A 23,439-nucleotide genomic window follows, 5' to 3' on the forward strand; every position below is an offset into this window, starting at 1 on the left:
AGCCTGCGGTAAGCTTGGAATAGCATGGGCTACTCCAAGCTTAGGCAGTCTATCAGAACCAGGCATACCCAAATACGTCGTAGTAACCTCTTAGCACTTCGATGTTTTCAATGATGTTATCCAATTCCCAGCGCGTGGTTATCACGTCCGAGCAAGCTCCAGTGTCGCTGTAAAAGCATTCTGAACCAGCACCGGCGATGGTGCTCCGCATTGTATTGGCGCGGCCTAGCATTTCATAGCCAAGGGAATAGGCATTGGCGTCGGGGCTTTTTGCAGCTTGATAGGTAAGCTGGTTAAAGGGGTTCACAAAGCTTACGGTTTGAGTGGCTGCGCTTGGTGTAACAGATTCACCATGGCCATCCAGCCAGATCCGAGCGTTGTTATTAAAGGTTTGGTCAAAGTTAGCATTGAGAAGGGCCATTCCATAATACATCGTATAAAGTGCAACCGTAAAATTCGTTGCTGGATCTACAATGGTACCATTTATACCCGTTTGGCTTGGATTGTCGCCCACTGCCACTTCAGGTGTGAGGAAGGGCTTAGGGTATTCCAGTACTCCGCCGGCATCTAAACGTGGTGCGAACCGTTGGTAATTATCATTGATGACAGAACCAAAGAGTCCATTGACGGCATGAGGAAACATGAGATTGAATCCCATGTTGTAGGCGGTAGCATCCGCTACATCGTCCACCCCAAGAAAGTAGGTGCTTGGGTCTGAGAGTGTTTCAATTGCAGCTAGTTTATCCCAAAACGAGCCAGCAACGCGGACGCGCTCAAACCAGTAATAGCCCGACTCTTCGTCAAATTCACTGTAGGCATAACGACCTTGACCTACCGGAATAAAAGCATCGGAGCAGGCGTCAACTGAGGAGTCTTGAGTGTCATCACAGAGCGGCTCTTCGTAGTTTGCCCACCAGGTAAGGTTTTGTGTGTTGGGGTCAACGTAATAGGATCCAGGCTCTGGCGTGGCGATGACTTCTGTTAGAAAGTTCACGCTTGCCATGGCTGCGGCAGTAGCTGCTAAGCCACCATGAGGATCTAGGTTCCAGTTCGAGTTATCTGTTGCACTCGTCCCCTGACCGTCTAACCATGTCCACTCGTATGGCTTCTCCCATTGGTCGTACACCCATAAATGATACTGGCTGGCCATTGGAGCCATAATACGGCTGTAAACGTCGTAGTAGACATCAAAGGGGTCCAGATAGCGCTTCTGACGCTTGAAGGATTGAAAGATGTATTGCTCTCGCCAGGACTGAATTGCATACGAGACCATTTCGTAGGGATCTGCTCCCTCGTCCCAAAGCTCACAATCCCAACGCGCGCTCACATACTCATCCGAGCAGAAGCGGTAGGGTACTAGAGTATCGGTAAAGTCATTGGCTTGGGTATCGAGGGTCATCCATTTGATAATCTCTTCCATTCGGACATCACGCCGGTCGCTGATGTTCGCCAGTCCATCTTTGGTTCCGGCACTCGTTTCAAACAAAGCCGGTAGGTCGGTATAATGGGTCCACTTTTGAACTGCATCGTCAAGGTTGTAGAACCCAAGCACATCATGCTCGTTCCAATCTGGTGGATTGGTGAAGGTTTCCACAAGCTGACCATAACCAAACTTAATGGCTGCCACATCGTATTTACCGATGCCGCGAATATCGCTGTTAAACCGTGCACCGTAGTCCATAATTGAAGAATAGGCGTATTCGCGAATTCCGGCTTGCATTTCCTCGCGGGTGGGAAGGTCAAGCGCCTGTGCTTCAGGGTTTCGTATCTCCCAGTAGTGGTCATGGTAGTTGATTGCGTCGGCAGAGCCGGCAAAGTTATGGCGGAGTCCGAGGGTGTGTCCAACCTCGTGTGCGGCTACTGCTTTAAACAGGTAGCTTCTCAGTGAGGCAATAATCTCAGAACGAGTTTTTCCATCAAACTCGCCCAATAGACCCAAAATTCCGGTGTCCTCAAATCCTTGCATGTCCACTCTGTGAGTCGCTAGATGAACTCGATGACGCTTCATCGCACGCGCCAGGCGACCTCCTGTGAATTCACTGGGTTTGAGAGGACGTCCAAAACGCTTTTCAAGCGTGGCGCGCATTTCGTTGTTCCAAAGTCGGTCCGCCAGAGGGGAATCATCGAGCATTGCAAGACGAGATTGCTTGAAGTTGTGATCTCGTTTCACTGCATCTGGGCCCTGTGAACGGACAGTTGCCATACGTTCTTGAGTGCCTGCAGCCATGACTTCGTTGAGCTGAGCAACAACTTGGTCACGATTGGCGGGGTTTTGGTTATGCAGAGCTGCCAGAGCAGAACCTACATTTTCTCCTTCGATGAATTCTCGAGTCCCTATATCTCCCCGAGTTAGTTCAACGAGATCTGCTCCGTAGGTTGCATAGGTGTCGATCGAACCGCCATAGATATAAGCATCCGCGGCGATGATCTCACCAGTTAATGGATCTACCGCACTGGGTCCGTACCCAAGGAATGAGTCGAATTGAGGCTGGTCGACCCAGTAGATGTGATTAAATCGTAAATCGCCATTGCGCGGATTCTCGTTAAATATATCGCCGTTGGTATAGGCATAAGTTTCATCAGCTAGAACAAAAACATCACCAACATCGTTTTTGCTTTGTAGGCTGCGAACAGTATCTTGAAAAGCTCGGTTCCACCAAGCCGCTACTTCTTGGGCGGCCGGTTTCAAGTCTTCCGGGAAATTGGCGGAGAGATGGTACACAATCGGTTTAACCGTCCGTTTCTCGTAAGCAATGTTTTCACCGTTGGCATCTACTGACTGCTCCCAAATATTGAACCTGTCGGCTAGATAAATTCTTCCTTGCTCGGTGATTCCGTAACCTCGGTCGTACGATTCTCGTTCGCGCCTAAAGAAACCAAACCAATCAAACATGGGGATACGAACAGGGTTACAGAACTGGTCTTCCTCGGCAGTACAGCGCCGGTAGCCAACTTCCTCGTCCCACATCGTTCGAATAGCATCGCCGTTGTCATCACGTGCAATGTAGTTATCCGGGTAAGGCAATGGTTCGTAACTCGATGGTTGAACCTTTAGGAACGATGCGCGAACCTTAATGGTTTGAGATGCGCAGTCCCAAGGACCCCATTCATAAAACCAACAAGCAGGCCATTGCTCTGTGGTGCCATCGTCATAAGCCATTTCAAACACATCTGGGAAGATTTGAAGCTTTTGGGTGATGTCGAAATAGTCAACATTGGGAAGTTGTCCCCACGTCATCGGGTTTTTGTAGTCGTTCCATTGACCATTCGATTGAACCGAAAATACGGGTGCGTCTGCATCCATGGGGTCGGTTACAGCGTAGGATGCACTTTGAGACGAGATGCCAGTGCCGCTTTCACCAGCTGCAATGAAATCAAAGTTGGCCAAAAGGTTATGGGACCAGTCGACGCGAATATATTCACGCTCGTACCAGGGTCTGTCGGACGTATTTTCGGAGATAACATTACTTTGTTCGCCGGTGGCATCATTGTAGTTTCGAATAACGTCAAAATGGCTGCTGATCCTAAAAGCGGCGATAGGTGCGCCTTGATACTCGCTATCTCCTGGTTGACTCGGGATTTCAGACCCTTCAACCTTTTCGTAGCTGCGGTAAGCGGTGAGCAGATTTTCACTTATCTCAAAATGAATACGTTCTGTTGTGGATTGCTCTCCAACAAAAGTCATGCCCCCCGTGAAAGGAACATCTACTACCGTCTGCCGGTAATACCATTCGCCTTGGAGCGCTTGTTTCTTGAGTTTGCCGGGCTGGCTTCGGTCGATATCGCCAACTCCGGTGCTGCATGCTTGTACGGTCAGGAGAAGGCATAGCCCTGCCGCTGTTTTTATTAAATTCATCATTTCCTCCCATGATATTAATTATTGATATTGAACGCGGCCGACCGGGATATCAGAGGAGGATGTGGCTGTCACGTTCAATTTCTCATTATGCCACATCAATTTTTTTGCATGCAGCAGGGGATGTCCTTGACGGTTGTCTGCTCTGGTGATATCCGGGTCGACCGACTTTTGGTTGGGGAATTTTAATATTGGTCAATTTGGGAATCATGTCTCGTTTCGGCAAGGCAAATGGCCAGATATGCCCTGGTTCACATGGGGAAATAATGAAATACCTTGCTTGGATAGCCCTTGCTTTTCTGCCGTTTTCTGCTTTCGCTTCCGATGCCACAAATTTAGAGCAGTCAGACCCGAGCACTCGAGATGCGTGGTCATTTCATTTTGACTGGGCTCAAGTTGTAGGCAGTGGGACTTTTGCATCGAATTCATTTACACGCTCTTCAAGTGATTATGTCGGTCAATCTTTTGGGATAGGGCTGTCTTACGACGCACTCGAGCTGCAGGGGAAATCGCTTCGTTTGTCTCTTGGAACATCGGTTGATATCGAGTTTACAGCGCCTACGCACGGCGGCCTTCGCAGGGTAACCTTAAACGATACCTACCTTCGTGCGGCGATTCCCGCTCTCTACACAGAAACATTCACGGGGTTTGAAATTGGGGTTTTTGGGTCCCTTACTTTGCCCACATCGATCACGAGTTACCGCGTTAAGCGCCAGTGGTTTGTGGTCTCCGCGGGTATCAGTGCTTCCGCGCAGTGGGGAATACTGGAAGCGATGCTTTCGACTCATGCATCAAAGTATGCTGGCGCAACTGTTTCGACTCAATATGGTCTTCTGCCGGCAGGTTGCGGGCTGCCCTCGTCCGCAAGTGATGAAGAATTTACGCCTGATTGCCTCGATGAGACGACGGCGCTTGAGCAAGGGTTTGCTAACGTATCTGTTTCTGTTTCATCTTCGGCATCGCTCAGCGTCGAGATTTTTGACCACCTTCTTCTGAGCTACGCGTTGGGGGTAAAGAGTTTTTTCAAATATGCTCAGCCTCAGGATGTCTTCACATCTGATAATGCGACGGGCGGTCTACGGCGGATGGATTTTTTCAGCCCGTCGTGGAGCCTTCGGTATCCACTTTCTAAGAAAATGGAACTGCCCCTGGAGCTTTCTATATTTGTGGATGCGTCGGCATTTCACCGTGTTCGCAGCGCCGACAATAAAAGAGTCTTGGCTCCTATTGTATTCAACGCCTTCGGGGCGCTGGCGGCCAATGGTTACGGAAGCTTAAGCACGGGAGTGTCGGGAAGCTGGTAGGTAGAAGAGGGGCTTTGAAATGGCCCGCTGAGGCTTGGGGGAGGAGAGCTCAGCGAACCGTTATTTCAAAGTGTTATTCGCAGATTAGCTCTGCATTGTTATTCGAGATGGTGGTTGGTCCACCAATGTCGTTACTGATATCCTTAAGTAGATTCTCGATGGAGCAATCAGACAAGTTACGGTTGTCCGTGACGGTTAGGCTGCCTTGTACGGAAGTGATTCCTCGTAAACCGTCGATGCTATCAAGATTATCGTTGTAGCGAATACTGATTTCGCCGCCAATGTTTTGGACATTGCTGATTTCGTCGATGTTGGTGAGCGATGCATTCAGCTGAACCGCAAACGTTCCGGCAATAGTGTGTAGCTTGGTTAATCCATCAAAATGAGTAAGCTTCTCGTTCTTTTGGATGACAATGTGGCTGTTTACTTCGCCGAGATTCTTTAAACCCGCGAGGTCAGTCAGCGAACCGTTTTCAGCGATTTCTAATTTTTGACCAACATATTCTAGCTTCGCCAATCCGTCGATATTGGTCATCTCAGGATTTCGCCAAATGATTAGATTGCCTTCGACTCGAGTGAGATTGCTCAAGCCATTGGTGTCGGTGAGAAGGGCCAGGCCATAAACCTGAGCGTTTCCGCCGACGGTAACGAGACCATCTAGACCGTCGAGGTTCACCAATTGAGGGTTGACGCTAATATTGAGTTCGCCGCTCAAGTGCTGAACTTGCCCTAAGTTCCCAAGATCTAAAAGGGCGCTGTTGTTGACTACAATAAGACCTTCGCCAATTTCGTTAAGTGAAGACAATTCATTCAAGCTGGCAAGTGCTTGATTTTCACACACCTTCAAGTCGCCGCCAACATACTCAAGCTTACTTAGCCCGTTAAGGTTTTCGAGGACTGGGTTTTGCCAAAGGACGAAGTCATCCAGAATGACCTTCAATGCACTAAGTCCACCGATGGTCTCAAGCTCTGGGTTGCCGTTGATCCAAAGTTCACCGGCTTCTTGGAGATTGTCGAGTCCTGCTAAATTTTTCAGCGAGTCATTCATACCAATGGTGATACGGCCACTAACACTCACGAGGTTTTCAAGACCGGAAAGGTCGATGAGTGAGTCGGTTCGGCTGATAATGAGGTCACCTTCGACATGGATGAGTTCAGAGAGCGGAGCGAGGGATTCTACGCCGTCGACCATAACACTGAGGTTGCCCTGAATTGCGGTAATACCGTGGAGCTTTGCAAGGTCATCATGACTTCGTACAACGACATGCTCTTCAATAAGGGTGGTGTCGCCGCAGGCGGTAAGAACCAAGAGTGCGGTGATTGCTGCGGTAATATTTCGACTGGTATGAAGCATGAAATCCCCCAAGATATCTGCTGGCCTGTTTTGCCAGGCACCTATGTAGGTGCATGGAGCATGCCAATGGGGGTTCAGGTCTGGTGGTCAATGATTTCAGCAGCTTAGGATATTTTCGAGGCCGCCGAAATCGTTGAGTAAGCGATGAATCCGAAATTTCGGCGACATAGAACCCATTAATCTGGCGGCAGGACGCCATTTTTTCTAGGAAATCAGCTTCAATCTAGCGAACGATTTCCGCGCTGTGACAGCCTTTATGGGGGGCTGCTTGGAGATGTTGCGAATGTTCCTGAGCCGGTCCGCGAGTTTGCCGGAGTGTGCGTGTTTCAACGCTGTCGTCGGAGTTCGCGAGTCTGGTCAAGACGTGAGTCGTTGCATCAGACATTTGGGTGAAGACTTCGAAGTGAATGTTGTCGAGTCCATCGCACGCTCGGTGGTAGCAGGCATCGTAGTAATCGTTGGTTGGTAAATCGAAAAGCTGAGAGTCTTCCATTGAGATAGTGTCTTCCGCTCCGGAGAAGAGACCACCGGATGGAATCCCAACAGCCATGAATGCGTAATAGTCACTGCGTCCATCCAGGCGAGTTGGGGCGTGGGGTACACCGCGAACGTTAAAAAAGTCTTCGTACGCCTTTTCAATTTTGCCCGAGCCTTCAGGTAAACTCATTGAACTCTGATAGTCAGATTCATCACCATCGTAGATAAAACGGCCCGGCTTCGGAGAGCCAATCATATCGAGGTTGAGATAGCCTAATATGTGGCTGGCGTCTTCGTTGGTAAGTTCTTGAACGTAATGCGTAGAACCAAGTAACCCGAGCTCTTCGCCGGACCAAAATGCGAATCGAACGCCGTGATTAAGCTCTATTGCATTCGTGGCGATGTACCGTGCCGTCTCTAGGATATTGGCAACGCCGGTTCCATTATCATTGATTCCCGGTCCCTCGGGTACTGAATCCAAATGGGCGCCAGCCATCCAGAAGTCGTCTGAGGCTCCGCTGTAATCAGCGATAACATTGTGGACGAGCTGTGCACCGAAAGTGACATCGCTCATGAGGTGAAGGTTGTTCTCTGGGTTTTCGGACTCCGTGACCAAAGAGATACCAACGGCATAGCTTGCTGAGAGAACTGGAATTTCGATATCGTTGTTTTCGTTTAAAGCGCCATCGAAGAGGTCTTCTCTACCTGATTGACCTTCATTGAAGATGACGACGGCTATGGCGCCAGCATTTTGTGCATTGAGAGATTTCTCTTCGAAAGTGCATGACCCACGTTGAATGATTGCAATGGAGCCTGCGGTGAAGTCTGCGAAATCGCCGGGTTGGCAACCACTGTTGGTGCTGTTTGCAGGGCCTTCGGGGGAAGGTTCGATATCGACGGCTACCATAGTGGCATTGACGTCGGCGCCGGGGCTGTAGTGGATGATTCCGTAGTCTTCTCCGTAGACCCATTCTGTCTGACTGAGGGTTTCGAGTATCGGATCAGCGCCAATATCATAGATATCAATGGTGAAGCCTTGAAGCGTCACTTCATATCCCCACGACTCGAGTGACTCACGTACGTAATCTACAGACTCTGCGTAGCCGCTGGTACCTGCTGCTCGATTGTTTTGATTGGCTGTAGCAATGGCTGCCAGTTCAGTGAGGTGTGAGGTTAGCTCGTCGGTCGTATGGTAGTTAGGTGCTTGCTCACTGGCCGGGTCCACGGGTTGGGTTTGCTCGTCTGGGTCGGTCGCTGTGTCTGAGTCCCCGGTTGTGTCTGTCGTATCGGGATCAGTGCCATTGCCCGGTGTCGTGTTTTCGTTGTCGATTGGGTTCTCGATGCATTCGGCTCCCTGAGGATCGGTCGTGCAGTCGGTGTCTTCGCTGGCTTGGCAGCCAACTGCGAAAACAAAGGCAACGGGAATAAGCAATCTCGTGAAATGCAACATGTGGAATACCTGCTTGGAATAGGAACCATCGAGCAATCCGGGGCGGAACCGCTTCTTGGAAGATTCACAGAAGAGATAACCTGTAGTGTTTAAAAAGTGCAATCGAAAGAGGAGACTTTTATCTCGCTGATTGGAACGAATACATTTAGAGCGTTCTATATCAACGGTTTATGCTCTTGATTATCTATTTATTCCGGTAACTTGGGAGACATTTCACCATTGTCGTCGGGTGGATTGAAGGGGTCGAACTCGGGAAGGAAATAAGGGTTTTGCCGAGTATCTCGCATATGGCGCCCATGAACCACAGCGCATGTATGACAAGCAAATCCGAGAGCTTTTTCTGAGCCGTCCGTGATTGCATGACGTCCTGGGCAAGTGGTGGGCAGTTGGTATAGCTGATTCATTTCTATGCTTTTTGCAAAGGCCCGTTCATAGTCGATGGTGCATTCGCAAGCTTCCCCGGGTTCACGAATATTGTTTCCACATTCGGCGGTTGTGCATGAAGTGGTGCACCATGCCCCAAGTTTAACTTGTCCGTTACTCTTACCTAAGTCGCATTGTTCAGGGGGCTCAAGAATGCCATTGCCGCAGGTGGGTGTGGTATCGCATGCTTGGAGTAGATTTTCGATCCCTGTCTCACGCCCCATACCGTCAGGGTTTTTATGTCCTTCAATAGCTTTAGGTGGCACGAGTTGACGGAGTTGCGCTTTCGTAAGGTCGATATAACGACCGCCATTTTTGTCAGGGATGCAAGTGCGTGGGTTATCAGAAAGAGATGCCCTATTCTTTTCTGAGGTTGGGTCACAAGACTCTGTGCAAAATGAGAGGCTTTCTGGGCCCTGGTGGCAATGATGAAGTTTGGGGCATAACACTGCGTCAGAGCACGGCAGGGCACACACGGCATAGGCCCCGGCGGCGCTGCCGCAAACCAGGTCGTCATGACACTCGCTTGATAGCTGGCACGGTGTTCCTAGGGGCTGGCGCTTCTGAGTTGTGGGAAACACGATGCCTGGAATATTGGGTGCGGGGAGAGGTTTTAGAGTTCTGCATCGGTGACCTATTTTTTCAGGTGTACAAATATAGTTCACGGGGCATTGGTTTTGTCCGGGTAAGCAAGCATCCACTTTCTCATGAAATGCCAATTTGAGATCGATGTTCTTTAGTCGCTCTGTCTGCTTGCAAAGCTGTACCGGTTTTGATTCGCGTTCGTTGTAGATTTTGCGAATATTTTCGACCACACGTCTTCGTGTATAGGGCTCCGCTGTGCAGGTCTGAGAGAGGTCTAAGAAAATTGAGATAATACTATGACCTTTATTCGGAACACACCCGGGTTCGCCGCAATAGCTTTGAGGCTTTTGAGTGAGTTGAACACAACGCTTGTGCATGCAGCTGGCAACTTTTTGCAGGCGTTTCCCATTGATCTGCATCGGGCTGGTGTCTGGGAAGAGGTAATAGTCAGGTAGAGCTGGGTAAGGGTTCTTGCGGGTCCATTGAGGTTGAACACCTTTTGGAGCAGGTGGGGCTAGGTTTGATAAGACCGCGGTGCAATAATGTTCCTGGATTTCGACGAGGCGCTGATGATTGTTTTCCAATGTAATATCGTCATGGCATTGGCTGTTCTTCGCAAGCTCAAGGGCATTGGGTTGGTTAACACAAGCCGAGAGCATCACAAGAGCGGCACATACTAGGACTTGATAAGGGCAGCGATAAGGCATGAGTTGCTCCAAGGACTCACGATTGTGTGATTGAGTTTAAGCCCGTACTTTGGGCTGGGGCAAATCCTGCGTAAAATGGTTGTGACGAGATTGAAGGAGACTGGCTTGAGACTGAAACCATTGAGAAAAACGATGCGGCTCGTGCTGGTTTGGTTGCTTCTGAGCTCAGCGGCGATGGCGCACGGGGCCGAGGCAAAACTTGCAGCATGCAGCTTACCTATTGTGGTTAGGGCGACACTCTTGGCAGAGGACGCACCGCAGTGGTCAACCGCGATGATTTTTCATGTGAAAAATGAGTACTCGAAGTCTTATACAATCAACCCGGGCAGCAACCAGTTGGCACCTGGCGTAACCATTCTTGAGATTCATAAGCTGGCTATCGTGGTCGACAACCAGGGAGTTATGGAAAGGTGCACGGGAAAGGCTCATGAGTTTACCGGTACGAAGTCGGCAACCCGTGAGGTAAAGAACCGTTATCGGGATGAACCGACGGCAATCGATTCAAAGCAGCTTCCATCCAGATTGGTTGAGATTTTTAAGTTGTTCTCGGATGCTGAGAAAGCCTCAACGGCGGGTGTCGGCGGGGCGGCTCGCGATGGTGTGCAGGCGGCATGGACGGATAAATTTGTCGTTCCCGGCGTTGCGGGAGGCCCTCATGCCCCTCGAGCATTTCAGGTGGGTAGGCTCCAAAAGGACAGCATCTACTATAGGTTGGGCGTTAGGAATTTTGATGTCGTTCGCAGCGTCAACGGGGAGGCTTTTGAGTCACCTGAAAAAGCCATGGACCTGGCTCAAAGGCTTGGAAACGTAGGGACCCTCAGCATCCAAGTTCATCGTCGGGGAAAGCCTGTTAATATTGACGTGAATTTAGATTAAGCGAAGATTCTGGTTCGTATGTTTCGAAAAGGAATAAGCGATTTTCAAGCAGTTTGATTCATAAACCGAGCTTAGTCCCATCATCTCAGCTCGATGAAGTGAATTTTGGTCGATTAATGATGAAAAATGGTTAGATTATCGCTGTTTTTGACTTAAACGGTATGCGTATTTTGAGATTTATGAACCATAATTACCCACTTGCGTCCTTCATATTTTTCCAGTGAGCCCCGCCTTTTAGACCACAGTTATATAAGTCACTAAAATGTGGCGCTATTTTTATGCCTCCATAAAATCGAGTCTTTGACCCCAAAAACCGGCACGAAGATTGCTTCACTTACCATGCTGAATCTAAGGGTTTGTGGGGAAATCTGAATGGATAAGTTTTGTGCGTTTGTTTGCTTAATAGGAGCCGCATTCGCGTCTGGTTGTGGTGCTGGCGGAGCCTCGGGGGAGGTGGACAGAGCCGAGCTTAATGAAGCCTGCGACTTTCTGCTGGCGACCGTCTTGAATAGAGACGATTTGCTAGCATGCGAAGTTGCATTTGAGCCATGCGAAGTTTGGGAACTTGAAAATTTAGTGAAGCAGTTTGAGTGTGATGTGGGCGAGCGGTCCGAAGGATGTCCTGAGGGTGGACAACCGGAGGTCGAAGCGAACTGTATGGAGCAGTTCGCAGTGATTAAGCCTGCTGAGAATGATATTTGGCAGAGTTTGAGCGGCACCAATTGGTGCGGACCGGGCGGTTCTTGTGAGAACAATTACTGCTCTGTGAGTCGAGCCGATGGTAGCTGTCGGCGACACGATTCCGGTTATGGATACGACTCAAGCTCACATGGTTCTTGCGGTGTAGACTCCGATCTCTACGACGCAAATAGTTTCTGGGGACCATGGCCTGAAACAGTCATTGTTGGTGTGTTTAATCCGTTTAACTCTGCGTGGTTTTGTTACAACTACGACAGTGTGTGTGCGTCCCGAGATTGGTGGGGTAGCTGTGACAGCTACAGTACGCAGAAGACGAAGCGCTACTGGAATAAGTACAGTGGCTCCGTATGGCACGCTGGTTATAGAAGCTCCTGTGCAGGGTGCGAACCAGGTGACCTCTTCTGCAACAGCTGTAATTAAGGAGACTCTTCAAGGAGTCTGGAAGGTGTTAGTCCCCGTGACAACCGAGATTGGGTTGTCACGGGGATTTACGTTTGTGGGGGCTGCTTCAGCCCTCGAAAAAATAATGAGTCGGCTTAATTTGAGCTTTTGAAGGCCAAGCTTAAGGCTTTCGGTAATCGGTCAATTGTACTTCTATTCTTTGAGATTGCCCAGGTCCCTATAATTAGTCATAATTAAAGGGCGCGGGGTTGATTCTTTAGTTTTACTCCCGGCATGGTTTCTCTCATCAATTGAAACGCGTGATCACCATGGGCCATATCTTGCTCATTATTGACGATTCGGAAGTCGTTCGCACTGAAGTTTGGGCGGCACTACAACCCACAGCCTTGTTTGAAACATGCCTGGAGGCGAGCGACGGGATTGAAGGCTACAGGCTTCTGTTGAACAATCCGGTAAGCTTGGTGGTTTGTGATGTGGTGATGCCTGGAGCCGACGGCTATAAGTTTCTCTTACTCAAGCGAAAAGCAGATCAGGAGAAACAAGAAGTTCCAGTCCTGATGTTAACCAGTCAGTCAAGTGTCGATACGGTCGTTCAAACCATGAATGCTGGCGCAAATGACCACGTTACGAAACCATTTCGACCCGGAGAATTGGTTGCTCGGGTCAAAACCCATCTCGAACTTTACCAAAATCGCCAGGCTTTGGAGCAGGCGAGACTTAGAGTTTCTGCATCTAAGGTGTTTCTCGAGAATGTGCTCTCCTCGATGGCCGATGGGTTAATCGTTCTGAATGAAAATGAAGTCGTGAAGCGAATCAATGATGCGATGCTGGGGCTTTTGGGAGGTGACTCTGCTGATTACGTGGGGCGCCCACTCAGGGAGATGGTTGCCACCGATGATTTGATTCACTTAACCGGTATCGAAAGCGCTTTGCAGGACCATACTGTATCCGGAATGACCGTCTCTTTGATCAGTGTTTCGGGAGAGCGCATTCCTGCTGCAGTGAGTGCTGCCAATTTAAGCTCTCTCGGCGGCGAGGATGATGGTGGATTTGTTTTATTAGTCAGAGATATGCGCGAGAGTTTTCGTGTCGCAGAACAGGAAAGTCGTGCTGTTGCGGCGGTTCGTGAAAGAACCATGGAGCTTGAAGAAGCCCGGGACGAGATGCGAAGAGACACCGATGTGGAGCTTAAGCATGCTCGAAACCTGATTGTGCATGCGGAGAGGTTATCTGCCTTAGGGCAAATGGTCGCTGGAGTGGGGCATGAAATCGTAAATCCTATTTGGATGGTTCAAGCTGCTGGAGAAAATCTCAATAAGGAACTCAATAGTTTACAGGACGAACTTTTCTCTATTTTGGATGACTCATCGGAAGCAAAGCAAATTCGGAATAGCTTTGATAAGCGCCTGGGTCGCATGGAAGAGTCGTTTGAGCAGAATAAGACTGCGGTTGCGCGTTTAACGGAGATCAGCGAGGCACTTCGAAATCATTTACAACAGGTGCCACCGGCAATGCCTGATGTAGATGTGAATAACCTAATTCGTGAGTGCATGACTCTTACTCAGGCCACACTTGAACTTAACGAAGTGACCACTCATTTTAATGAGGTACCAACTCTGTGTTGTTACAGAAGCCGAGTAGGGCAATCGGTTACAGCTATTTTATTTAACGCCGCTGAGGTGCTTCAGCAGAAACATCAACGCGCTTTGGCAGGTGGGACCAACTTTGTTGGGAAAATTTCGATTGAAACACTTGCCGAGGAGCGAGACGGGCGCTTGGGCGTGGTTGTTGCAATAAGCGATAATGGTGACGGAATCGCCGAGGAGATGCGGGAGTCGGTTTTTGAAGAGTTTTTCTCGACAAAGCCTGCGGGAGCCGGGGCCGGACTCGGTTTAACGATTGCCCGGCGTATGGTGCATGAGCATAATGGTAGCTTAGTCGTATTAGACGATAAAGAACTCGGTGGTGCTCGATTTGAGCTGTGGTTGCCAGTTGGCGGCGGTTCAGCGGGGCGGACGTTGGAAGACTAAAACACCCGAGTAAGTCTCTGGTGCGGGCATCTTAAAAGCTTACTTCTTAACGATGACAGAAGAACCATGGCCAAAAAGCCCTTGGTTTACGGTTACGCCTGCTTGTGCATTTTCTACTTGGCGGCCTTCAGCTTCGCCTCTGAGTTGCCAGGTAAGCTCACAAACTTGAGCAATTGCCTGGGCTGGAACGGCTTCACCAAAGCATGCCAATCCACCACTTGGATTGACCGGGATACGACCTCCAAGGGTGGTCTCACCGTCACGAAGAAGCCCCTCGGCCTCACCGGGTTTGCAGAGCCCAATATTTTCATACCAATCAAGTTCAAGAGCAGATGATAAGTCATAAACCTCTGCACAACTTAGATCCTCAGGGCCAATTCCAGCTTCTTCGTATGCTGCGTGAGCGATGGAATCCCGGAATAGGATATCAGGCGGAGCCATTCCCGCGGCTGAATCGGTGGAAAAGGCTGGCATTTCGATGACAGTATTGGGAAACCGAGGTGTTACAGTGGACACAGCCGCGATACGTACAGGCTTCGTTGTATGCTTTTTAGCAAATTCCATGCTGCATAATACAAGTGCTGCTGCCCCATCACTGGTTGCACAGATTTCAAAAAGCCTCAGTGGATCAGCCACCATAGGTGATGCGAGAACTTCTTCTTGTGTGAATTTCTTTTTGTAACGCGCGTAGGGGTTGTTGAATCCGTGCTCGCTATTTTTGACCTTGATTTGTGCGAAGTCCTCTTCGGTGGCGCCGTAAATCTCCATACGTCGTCTGGCGTAGAGTGCAAAGTAGGTAGGGTTGGTTGCGCCGAGGAGTCGAAATCGAAGCCAGTCCGGATCGTCCGGTCGTTCTCCTTTGGCGGGCCCAAAAAATCCTTTGGGTGCGGAATCGGAACCAATGACCAGTGCAACGTCGCAAAGTCCTGCAAGGATTTGTGCGCGGGCATTGTTGATTGCATGGGCACCCGAAGCACAAGCAGCGTAGCAGCTTGAAACACGTGCACCCGACCAGCCAAGCGCTTGTGCGAAGGTTGCACCGGAAATGTTGCCCGGGTAACCACAGCGTAGCGTATTCGCTCCTGAGATGAATTGGACATCTGTCCAATCGAGTCCGGAATCTTTTAAGGCAGCCTGCGCGGCAACAATGCCATACTCAGTGAAATTGCGTCCCCATTTTCCCCAGGGATGCATACCGGCTCCGAGAATCGCGACGTCATGACTCATTGGGATTCTCCACTGCTCACGGGTTGCCACTTCCAGACCATGAATTGCTGGTCGTCTTTTTCATAGAGCGATGCGAGTGTTAATTTCATGGTCATACCGGCCCGTAAGTCTTCAACCTGAACTCCCTCGACGATTTGTCCGAGAATCACCATTTTTTCTTTCTGTAGCTCAACGGCCGCGATTGCATAGGGAACAAATGGATCAGCCTTGATGTAGGGCTCGGGCGGGGCGTAGCAGTTGTTGGTGAATGACCAGAGGACACCTTCGGTACTGAGCTTTGTTTCCTCAAGTTCCGAACTTGTACATTCCGGATTTTTGCAAAAATGAGTTTCCTTCGGGAAATAATAGGTCTTGCAACTCGTGCAGTGGCTACCAATGAGCTGGGGATTCTCGCTGTCCATTGTGAACCAGCCTTCTACGGCTGGGACTTGCTCTTTCGCGGCTTCCATCCACCCCTCCTCTTCGCAATATGATCAGATACACATCATTAGTGGGCTTGTTCTTCTATGGCAAGCGAGGTGCTCCGGCGCTTGCACAACGTTACGATTTTTCTAATTAATTTAGATGATTTGGATGCCCATGCCACGATGAAGAGGTTGAGTTCGGAGGTTCTGGTATCGAAAGGGTGACGAGGGGGTTTCTTCGACGGGCCAGCCGGGGCTATGATGATGATGGAAAAGGTTACCGATGGAAAATAAGGAACAAAAACGAAGAGTTTCAGAGATACTTGGAGAGTACTGGGACGGCCTCTGCCAGGGAGGGAGCATTCCCCGAGAGGGCGACGTCGACCTAGGCTGCATCGATGAGGTGATCGACCATGTTTTCATGGTCGAGGTACTTGAGAATGCAGGCAACGAACGTTTCAAGCATTGTTTTTTAGGCCCTGCCATTACTCTGGCATACGGCGTGGATGAAACCGCCGAAGAGGTTTATGACCAGCTGGTGGGTACCTACCGCGAGCAGCTACAAATGAAGCTTGAGTGCGTAATTGAATCATCCAAGGCTTCGGATGAGGAATCTGAATTTGTGAACTCACGCGGCTTATTGATTCGGTATCGACAATGCCTTTTGCCGCTTCGAGGCAATACAACAGATGATGTTGAGTACATCTTGGGCAGCTTAACTTGGCGCAGCTATAAAGTATTTAACCGTAAAGACAACAAGCAGTTCTTTACGGGAGAGCCAATTGACGACCGCGAGAATGTTTTTTCAAGTCCGCCGCCACCTGCTCCTGTGGTTAAAAAAGGACCGCCACCGCCGGCTCCAGTGAAGAAGAAAGTGTAAACCAAGATGCTTCCAGAATTGGAACTGAGTACCGCTGCTGAGAAAAGACAAGCGGGGATTAAACGTTTGGGATCATCTCTGGGCTTGGCGCTTTCTGATGCCGGCCCTAAGCACGAAACAAAAGCTGGTCAGGAACTGACTTCACTTCTAGAGGACAATTGGGTCTATCTCTCGGAAGGTTACTTAAAGGCAACACTTGAAGGCAGTACTCTTTGCATTATCTCACCCAAGGAGTTCTTTCGGGTTCCGGCTGATTGCGCCGCTCAGAAACTTCAAGTCATCGGAGATTTTGCGGCGACTCTTACTGTTTTGTCTGATCAGGCATTGAGTAAAGCCTTGGTCAAAAATGAATCTCACTTGAATCAGTATATTCGTTTTCAGTCATTGTACGTGGATGCCTTAGAGTCTCTTTGCGCAGATTTGGCCGGTGGTGAGATTCGTCCCGCATTGCGTTTTGCGGTGTTTCAACCAGGAGACATTATATTGGAGGAGGGTTCGCCTGCGACCAATGTTGGTGTGATGACTCGAGGCCACGCCGTCGTCAAAGTAGATGACGCCGTTGTGGGCGAAATTCATTCAGGCGAGCTTTTCGGTGAGATGTCTTTTCTTACCGGTGAGTCGCGTGCTGCAAGTGTAGAAGCAACGAAAATTTGTGAGTGTCAATTTACAACACATCAAGATTTTGCTCGCTTAATACAAGCGCGGCCATCTTTGATGATTGACGTAGCCAGTCAGATGGCAAGACGTATCTCGGAGCTGGATACACGCCACGCCAAGGCTTGAGAGTCTCTAAACTTACCGATTTGCTATATGAGTTCCAGTTCCTGAGCGAGCGCTCCCGGAATAAAGAAATGGTTTACGCTGATGGCTGGATTAAATCCGTCTTGAGGTGCGTAAGGGAAAATGGTTCGAGTTCGGGTGGTATAATTATCCAACGGAAAATATCCGGCATGGCTAGCACATTGATGCCAGCTCATCGGCAGCTCTGGTCCCATTTCGGGGCCTGGCCCTTTGCGTGCAGGTCGTAGACCTTGACCTGAACGCTCATGAACGTATTTAAAACCGGCGTGATATGTGTTCCAGGCGGTTTCGAGCAGATGCTCCACACTCAGTGCGCTCTCTTCCGTAAAAAGTAAAATCAGCCCGGCGTCGTGATAACCTCTAAATATATCGATAACCCGTTCATCGGTTTGTCCACGAACCTCATGAAAACCGTTTCCTACAATCATCACACCATACTTGGGGGAAAGCTCTCTCTCTCTGAGGTAGCTGAGGAGGATTTGAGGCTGACCTATGTCTGCACCAGACAAAAAGCACATCTCTTTAGGTAAATGGCCTTTGCGTTGTTCTGCCTGAGCACTGTCTATCGATGCCTGTTCTAAATCAGCTCCCACGTAGGAAATGGTGTTGCCATTCTTTTCAAATCTTTGGCGGGTAGCTTCGCCGCGTCCCAAGGCATGCTCGATGTATAGATTGTATGAAAATCCGGTATCCTTACAGAAACTATCCAAGGACTCATTGATTTTCTCAAAAGAGGAACGATTGGCAAGCTGACTTGCGGCGACGTTTGGCCCTCGCTGGACGTGTACCTGTTGCCGACCTTTATTGAGAATCTCCTCCAGGTGGTCCATGTAAGGTTGATAAGCTTGGATAATACCAAAGGGACCTGTCGCTCTTGCAAAGACGCGCCGCCCTATACTCGTAGGTACAAAGGACCCGTCTAGGTACTTTGCGACTCCCGCATTTTGGAGCAACTTGATGAGGGGTGTTCCAATAGGTGTGTCGCGCCACTGTTTTTCAATTTCGTTGATTGGGTTTCCGGAAGCCAGTGCCAAGGAACAAGGGCTTTGGTGCATACCAAGCAGTACAGGTACCCAGCGGTAGCCCAAATTGATTTCGTCCCATGTAGCGGACCAGTGCTCTCGGGGGATAACTTCCGGGCCTGGTGCCCTTAGGAAATCGGCCAGCCGCTTTGTGGTGGCAGGGTCCAAAGATTCCTGGTTAAAAAATCTTGTCCATTCACCGGGAGTAGAAAAGGGCAGTGGTAACGTGTCGATCTGCGATTTTTGAAGCAACGTCAGCACACGGGGCTCGGTGGAGGTATGGTAGCGCCCACCTCTCTCAACCAGATAGCCCCGCGAGAGCAGGAATTTGAGGTCGATTTTGATTTCGTTTTCTAAGAGTCCGCAGTTTTCGGGACTAATACCTTCTTGAGATAGAACCGCTTCAATCAATCCGATTTTTTGCCAAGTTTGGAATACCTGTCGTAAGAGCCAAAGATCGGGCGGGGCGGTTACTGCAGCAGTATTGAGAATGGTGCGAACAACTTTGGCGGCAGACTCGAGGTTGGCGTGTGCATCTATATTGAGATGTGGCGCGGATACTTCACAGAGCATGTCCACTGTGTCGCGAACCACTTGTCCGCCTTGGAACAAAAGTGGAAGTGTATCTCGTAAGCTTCTGAAGAGATCGGCTTCGAGATACGGATAACCTGCTGAAGAGAACCCTACTTGCCCCAGTAGAACGGGAGCTAAAGCATTTGCCAGAGGGTATGCATGACGGTCGACGGCTGAAAGAAAGCTATGCGAATACGACGTTTCCACATCTTATTGAATCAATTATTGCTCCAGATGGTCAAGAGCTGAGCACGACACCAATTTTTTCGACGATGAATCAGCGCCAATTTGAATTCTTTGTATGGGCTTGGTGAGGCTTTAGCAGCGCTTTTCTCTTGAACATCATGGTCGCCATCGATTTCGTACAAGATTCACTTAGAACGGCTTACATGGCCCTTTAGAGCTTGCAAATAAGAGATCGTTAGAGAGGCGTGAGCTATTTGATAGCGAATCTTTAACGAACTTGGCTGCTGGCGGCGCCATAGAATGAGAGGCCTGGGAACTGATGCAACAAGGTGCCTGAATATGTTTCGCTGTCTAGTAGGATGAGCTGGCCAGATCCTGTGAAGCCAAACATATTTCCCCACGCGGCCGTCAAGCCATAGATTCCAGAAAATCCAGTACTGCCTACCACAGTGGCCGCACCCGTCGTGGTATTGATTTGAACGAGGTCATCGCCATTGGTGGCGCCAGTTCCGTTGGAGGTCATAAAGAGACCATCACTTTTATCGACGACGCAGTCTCCGCTGGAGTTGAATTGGGAGCCCATATTACCAACAAGCTCAAACGTACCCGTGGTGAGATCCACCGAGTAGGCATTACTCCCAGAGGTTGCGAATGCGCGACCTGTCGAGTCGATTGCAAACCCGTTGGCTGTACCAGCCATTCCTGAGATGGAACTTACGATGGACCATGTGACTGTTTCCTCATCGTAGACGTAAAGGCTGCTGGGGGTAATCCCATATAGAATACCTTCCGTACTTGTATCAAAATCGAAAAGGCCGGGTACTGTAGATATCTCTGTAATGGTTCCCAGAAATGGTTCGACCTCATAGAGCGTGGAGGCGGTGTGAGCATAGACGTTACAAGTAATACCGTCGTTGATAATGGTGCTGCAGTCGTTATCTAGAAAGTCACAATACTCTAGTTGACCTGGATTGACATAGAAGTTCCCATCTTCGCAGTCATCACCGCCGCATTCATAGCTTGCGTATCCATCTTGGTCGACGTCGCAGGCGGGGTCGATGGGATCTGGTTCAGGCTCCGTATCAGTAACATCGGATTCATCGGTATCTGCAGGGTCATCATTTGCCTCTGTGGCATCCGAGGCGTCGGACGGGTCCGAATTCTCAGCAGGGTCTGCAGGATCATCTGCAGCGGCTGATGGGTCACTTTCGTCAGCGTTGGGTGCAGTGTTACCTGACTGAGCTGGTTCGTCTGGAGAAGTTGCAGGGCCAGTGTCTGACGCTCCACATGCCGTGAGTAATAATGAAATAAGAATGAATGCCAGTGGGCGTGGCGTCATGATTTTCCCCCATGAAAATTGTTTGGTTAGTTCTGAACCATTTTGGAAAGTGCGAGTTGATTCTTGTCGCGTAATGCGAGGCACCGTTCGAGTCTGTTGCGAGTTGCCGAAACATGGCGGCCGAGCCCTTCGATACGGTTGGCTTCCGGACCGCTTACCCATGGTTCAAACACAGTCTCGAGTTCACTTAGGGCATCCTTGGAGCAATGGGAGCTGAGCAGGTAGGGGAGATACTTGGCTGAATGTGAAGGTAGCAATTCTCGAATTTCTTTAAGCCTTGTTTTTACTGTTTTCCAGGCCAGATCTCGTGTTTTGTAATTACGGTTAGGCGCGAAAATAAAATTCTGTCTTTCATTATCTCGCAGAGCATCGGAAAAAGCGTAGGAAATAATAGGCTCAACAAGTTCGGTGTTGGAAAACGAAGCCAGACCACTTCGCAGAACGTTTCTTCTAAAAATGTCGGTCTCCCCCTCAAAGACAATCTGCATTTCTTTAAAGACTTTGGGCTCGCTGTGCTTGGCGTAAATCGTAAGGGCAGTTGATGCTAACTCACGCTTGATCTCTTTACCTTGAAGAAATGATTCGCTGCGCTTTTTGGCTTCCGCCACAACGCTTGGGAGAGAAGCTTGATTGCCGGCGATTGCCAGAACCTTCTTACGAAGGTCCCAAACCTCTTTGGGTGATTTTTCGTTATCATCGCCCCAGCCAAGTTCATCTACCAAGGGTTGTATGAGTTTACCCAACCAAGCGTTCCATTGAGGTCGGAAATCAGCACTTACAAGAGGATTGAGCGTACCGAGAAGGCTTAGTGCACTGTTGCGCACGCGGGCACTCTTATCGGACAACATGGCGGGTGCAATGGTAAGCAGATCGGCAGCGGAAAGTTCACCAGACTGATAGAGCAGGCGAATATTACCAACGGCGCTTACTCGGTCGATCTCTGGTGCATCTTTTAACTTCTTAAGAAGCTGATTGAGTGAATCGGTAGGCATGCTCCAGAGCAGGTAAGCTACTCCTCCGGGATTGGGCACAACGGTATCAGGGCAGCCCGGCAATTGAATTTTAGTAGAAGATTCTTTTAGAATGGTGCATGTCTTTTCGCCGTCTGTGCCTGCTTTCAAGCAAATTGGCGTGTGCCAGTTCTGCTGGCTAAGAGTAGCACCACCTAGCGGTTGCCAACGTTTTTGACTGATTGTCAGTTCAAGCATGTTGTTGTTGCATTGGCCAGGTTCAATCGAAACCAAGGGTACGCCGGGCTGTTCCAGGAAAGTTTTAAATGAAGCTGCGAAGTCCTTTCGACCCGATGCTTTCTCCAGAGCGGAGATGAGATCAGAACTCGTCGCATTACCCCAGGCATGGTCTTTTAAGTACTGGCGAATGCCTTTTTGAAATGCCTCTTCGCCAATGAGATTTTCAAACATTGCGAGCACTGCGTAACCTTTTCCATAGGTAATACCATCGAAGGCATTATCGATATCCCCACGGGTTTTGATCGGCTCACGTATTCTACGAGACTTGGGATTGGAGTCTTGTTCCATAACCCAGGTGAACCAGCTGAGTGCGCCAATTTTGTTTTGCCAGTCGGGGCGATACTTGGAGACGACTTTTCCTGCAAACCAAGTTGCGAAGGCCTCGTTAAGCCAAAGGTCGTCCCACCAGGGCATGGTCACAAGATCTCCAAACCAAATATGGCCGAGCTCATGGGCATGGGTATTGGCGTATCCAGCGAGTTGACGCTCAGTGACGGTGTCTTCCTCAAATAGCAAGAGCGAGTCGCGGTATGTAATGAGTCCTGGGTTCTCCATGGCTCCAGCTTCAAAATCAGGTACCGCGACAAGGTCCAGTTTTTCGTAGGGATAGGGCATGCCAAAATAGTCTTCAATGATGGCGACCAGTTTCTTAGTTTCACGCAGTGCCATTTTCGCTTTTTGCGATTTACCGTGTGCGGTAATGATACGGACCCGAAGCTTGCTTCCATCGGGGCGTGTAATGTCGTCTGCCGGGTTGTGGAGAAGATCCAAGGGGCCAACGGCGAGTGCTAATAAATAGGTGGGAAGTGGTTTACTCTTGGCGAAATGATGTGTGGCTTGTGTGCCTTTGATTTCAACTGATTCAGAGGGTGTGTTGAAGAATGCCTTGGTCTCTGATGGAACCGTGAGGCTCACCGTGAATGGGACCTTAAACCTTGGTTCGTCAAAGCATGGAAATGCTTCGCGCGCACCCAATGCTTCCATTTGGCTAAAGATGTACCAGCGCTTTTCCGATTCAACGCGGTACATTCCAAAGAGCGGATTGGCCATGGTGCCCGTGAACTTGATATTCAAAGTCCCATTTTGGGCACTGAGTGTGTTGGTTAGTGTAAGCCCTAGCCAGTCTTCATGAGTCTCATCTCGGGTGGCACTCATTGAGTGGCTTTGACCGCTATCGTCTACAAAGTGGGCCGATTCAATTTCGTGTTTTAAGCTATGAAGCCAAATTGTTTTTTGCTCATTTTTAAGGGCGAGTTCTACTGAGACGTGCCCGCTGTAGTCTGCAGCCTTGGGATCGATAGACAAGTGCACTTTATAGGCTTGCGGTACGACGTTGGGGTCCAGCCGGTCAGTTTCGAAGGGCGCACCTTTTTGAACGGTGCCAGTGCCTTCTACACTTTGGGTCTGCAACGCTGGGGCGCAACCCATCAAGCCGGCGCAGACCGCGGTCAAAAGGCTTAAATTGAATATTATTGATTTCATGACTGGCTCTCCCTCGCCGGCAAACTAGCAGAACGACTGCGGGCCGGGAAGTAGTGCTTAGCGCTTTTTCTTCTGGAGAATCATGGAGGTTAGATTCGAAAAGGTAAGTAAC

At 49.6% G+C, this 23,439-nt stretch carries 15 protein-coding genes; 6 read left to right on the top strand and 9 right to left on the bottom strand.

Annotated elements, in window-relative coordinates; all coding sequences use genetic code 11:
• Positions 1 to 52: 52 nt before the first annotated feature.
• Positions 53 to 3,856, bottom strand: coding sequence for a hypothetical protein (locus HOK28_17025; protein ID MBT6434802.1), 3,804 nt, complete (start codon positions 3,854 to 3,856; stop codon positions 53 to 55).
• Between the two features lie 266 nt (positions 3,857 to 4,122).
• Between HOK28_17025 and HOK28_17030 the strand changes: the two genes are divergently transcribed.
• Positions 4,123 to 5,160 (top strand): hypothetical protein, encoded by a 1,038-nt coding sequence (locus tag HOK28_17030; GenBank protein ID MBT6434803.1) that lies wholly within the window; start codon positions 4,123 to 4,125, stop codon positions 5,158 to 5,160.
• Between the two features lie 73 nt (positions 5,161 to 5,233).
• On the opposite strand, the gene HOK28_17035 is transcribed toward HOK28_17030, so the two are convergent.
• The 3 genes from HOK28_17035 to HOK28_17045 all read right to left on the bottom strand — a co-directional run bounded on the left by HOK28_17035 (position 5,234) and on the right by HOK28_17045 (position 10,156).
• Positions 5,234 to 6,514, bottom strand: a complete 1,281-nt coding sequence (locus HOK28_17035; protein MBT6434804.1) for a hypothetical protein — start codon at positions 6,512 to 6,514, stop codon at positions 5,234 to 5,236.
• Positions 6,515 to 6,737: 223 nt separating this feature from the next.
• Positions 6,738 to 8,441 (bottom strand): M20/M25/M40 family metallo-hydrolase, encoded by a 1,704-nt coding sequence (locus HOK28_17040; GenBank protein MBT6434805.1) that lies wholly within the window; start codon positions 8,439 to 8,441, stop codon positions 6,738 to 6,740.
• Positions 8,442 to 8,629: 188 nt separating this feature from the next.
• Complete coding sequence (locus HOK28_17045) at positions 8,630 to 10,156, bottom strand: hypothetical protein (protein ID MBT6434806.1); 1,527 nt, start codon at positions 10,154 to 10,156, stop codon at positions 8,630 to 8,632.
• A 105-nt stretch (positions 10,157 to 10,261) separates the two neighbouring features.
• Between HOK28_17045 and HOK28_17050 the strand changes: the two genes are divergently transcribed.
• The 3 genes from HOK28_17050 (at position 10,262) to HOK28_17060 (ending at position 14,163) form a co-directional block, all read left to right on the top strand.
• Positions 10,262 to 11,032, top strand: a complete 771-nt coding sequence (locus HOK28_17050) for a hypothetical protein (protein MBT6434807.1) — start codon at positions 10,262 to 10,264, stop codon at positions 11,030 to 11,032.
• Between the two features lie 372 nt (positions 11,033 to 11,404).
• Positions 11,405 to 12,151, top strand: coding sequence for a hypothetical protein (locus HOK28_17055; protein MBT6434808.1), 747 nt, complete (start codon positions 11,405 to 11,407; stop codon positions 12,149 to 12,151).
• 272 nt (positions 12,152 to 12,423) lie between these two features.
• On the top strand, positions 12,424 to 14,163 hold the full coding sequence (locus HOK28_17060) for a response regulator (protein MBT6434809.1): 1,740 nt from the start codon (positions 12,424 to 12,426) through the stop codon (positions 14,161 to 14,163).
• Positions 14,164 to 14,202: 39 nt separating this feature from the next.
• Here HOK28_17060 and HOK28_17065 read toward each other — a convergent pair whose 3' ends face one another.
• On the bottom strand, positions 14,203 to 15,390 hold the full coding sequence (locus tag HOK28_17065; GenBank protein ID MBT6434810.1) for a lipid-transfer protein: 1,188 nt from the start codon (positions 15,388 to 15,390) through the stop codon (positions 14,203 to 14,205).
• The gene (locus HOK28_17070) at positions 15,387 to 15,839 is read right to left on the bottom strand and encodes a benzoylsuccinyl-CoA thiolase (GenBank protein ID MBT6434811.1); all 453 of its coding nucleotides are present in this window, start codon (positions 15,837 to 15,839) and stop codon (positions 15,387 to 15,389) included. Before HOK28_17070 ends, HOK28_17065 begins: the two co-directional genes overlap by 4 nt.
• 238 nt (positions 15,840 to 16,077) lie before the next feature.
• Between HOK28_17070 and HOK28_17075 the strand changes: the two genes are divergently transcribed.
• Both HOK28_17075 and HOK28_17080 read left to right on the top strand, forming a co-directional pair.
• Positions 16,078 to 16,674, top strand: coding sequence for a PAS domain-containing protein (locus HOK28_17075; protein MBT6434812.1), 597 nt, complete (start codon positions 16,078 to 16,080; stop codon positions 16,672 to 16,674).
• 6 nt (positions 16,675 to 16,680) lie between these two features.
• Complete coding sequence (locus tag HOK28_17080) at positions 16,681 to 17,457, top strand: cyclic nucleotide-binding domain-containing protein (GenBank protein MBT6434813.1); 777 nt, start codon at positions 16,681 to 16,683, stop codon at positions 17,455 to 17,457.
• Between the two features lie 23 nt (positions 17,458 to 17,480).
• On the opposite strand, the gene HOK28_17085 is transcribed toward HOK28_17080, so the two are convergent.
• The 3 genes from HOK28_17085 to HOK28_17095 all read right to left on the bottom strand — a co-directional run bounded on the left by HOK28_17085 (position 17,481) and on the right by HOK28_17095 (position 23,327).
• Positions 17,481 to 19,277: a hypothetical protein gene (locus HOK28_17085; GenBank protein ID MBT6434814.1), complete on the bottom strand. Its 1,797-nt coding sequence runs from the start codon at positions 19,275 to 19,277 to the stop codon at positions 17,481 to 17,483.
• 247 nt (positions 19,278 to 19,524) lie between these two features.
• Positions 19,525 to 20,595, bottom strand: coding sequence for a hypothetical protein (locus HOK28_17090; protein MBT6434815.1), 1,071 nt, complete (start codon positions 20,593 to 20,595; stop codon positions 19,525 to 19,527).
• A 26-nt stretch (positions 20,596 to 20,621) separates the two neighbouring features.
• Entirely contained in the window at positions 20,622 to 23,327 is a 2,706-nt protein-coding gene (locus tag HOK28_17095) for a M1 family metallopeptidase (GenBank protein MBT6434816.1), read from the bottom strand.
• Between the last annotated feature and the right edge of the window lie 112 nt (positions 23,328 to 23,439).

The sequence above is a fragment of the Deltaproteobacteria bacterium genome, from assembly GCA_018668695.1.
In the GTDB taxonomy this organism is placed as follows: domain Bacteria; phylum Myxococcota; class XYA12-FULL-58-9; order XYA12-FULL-58-9; family JABJBS01; genus JABJBS01.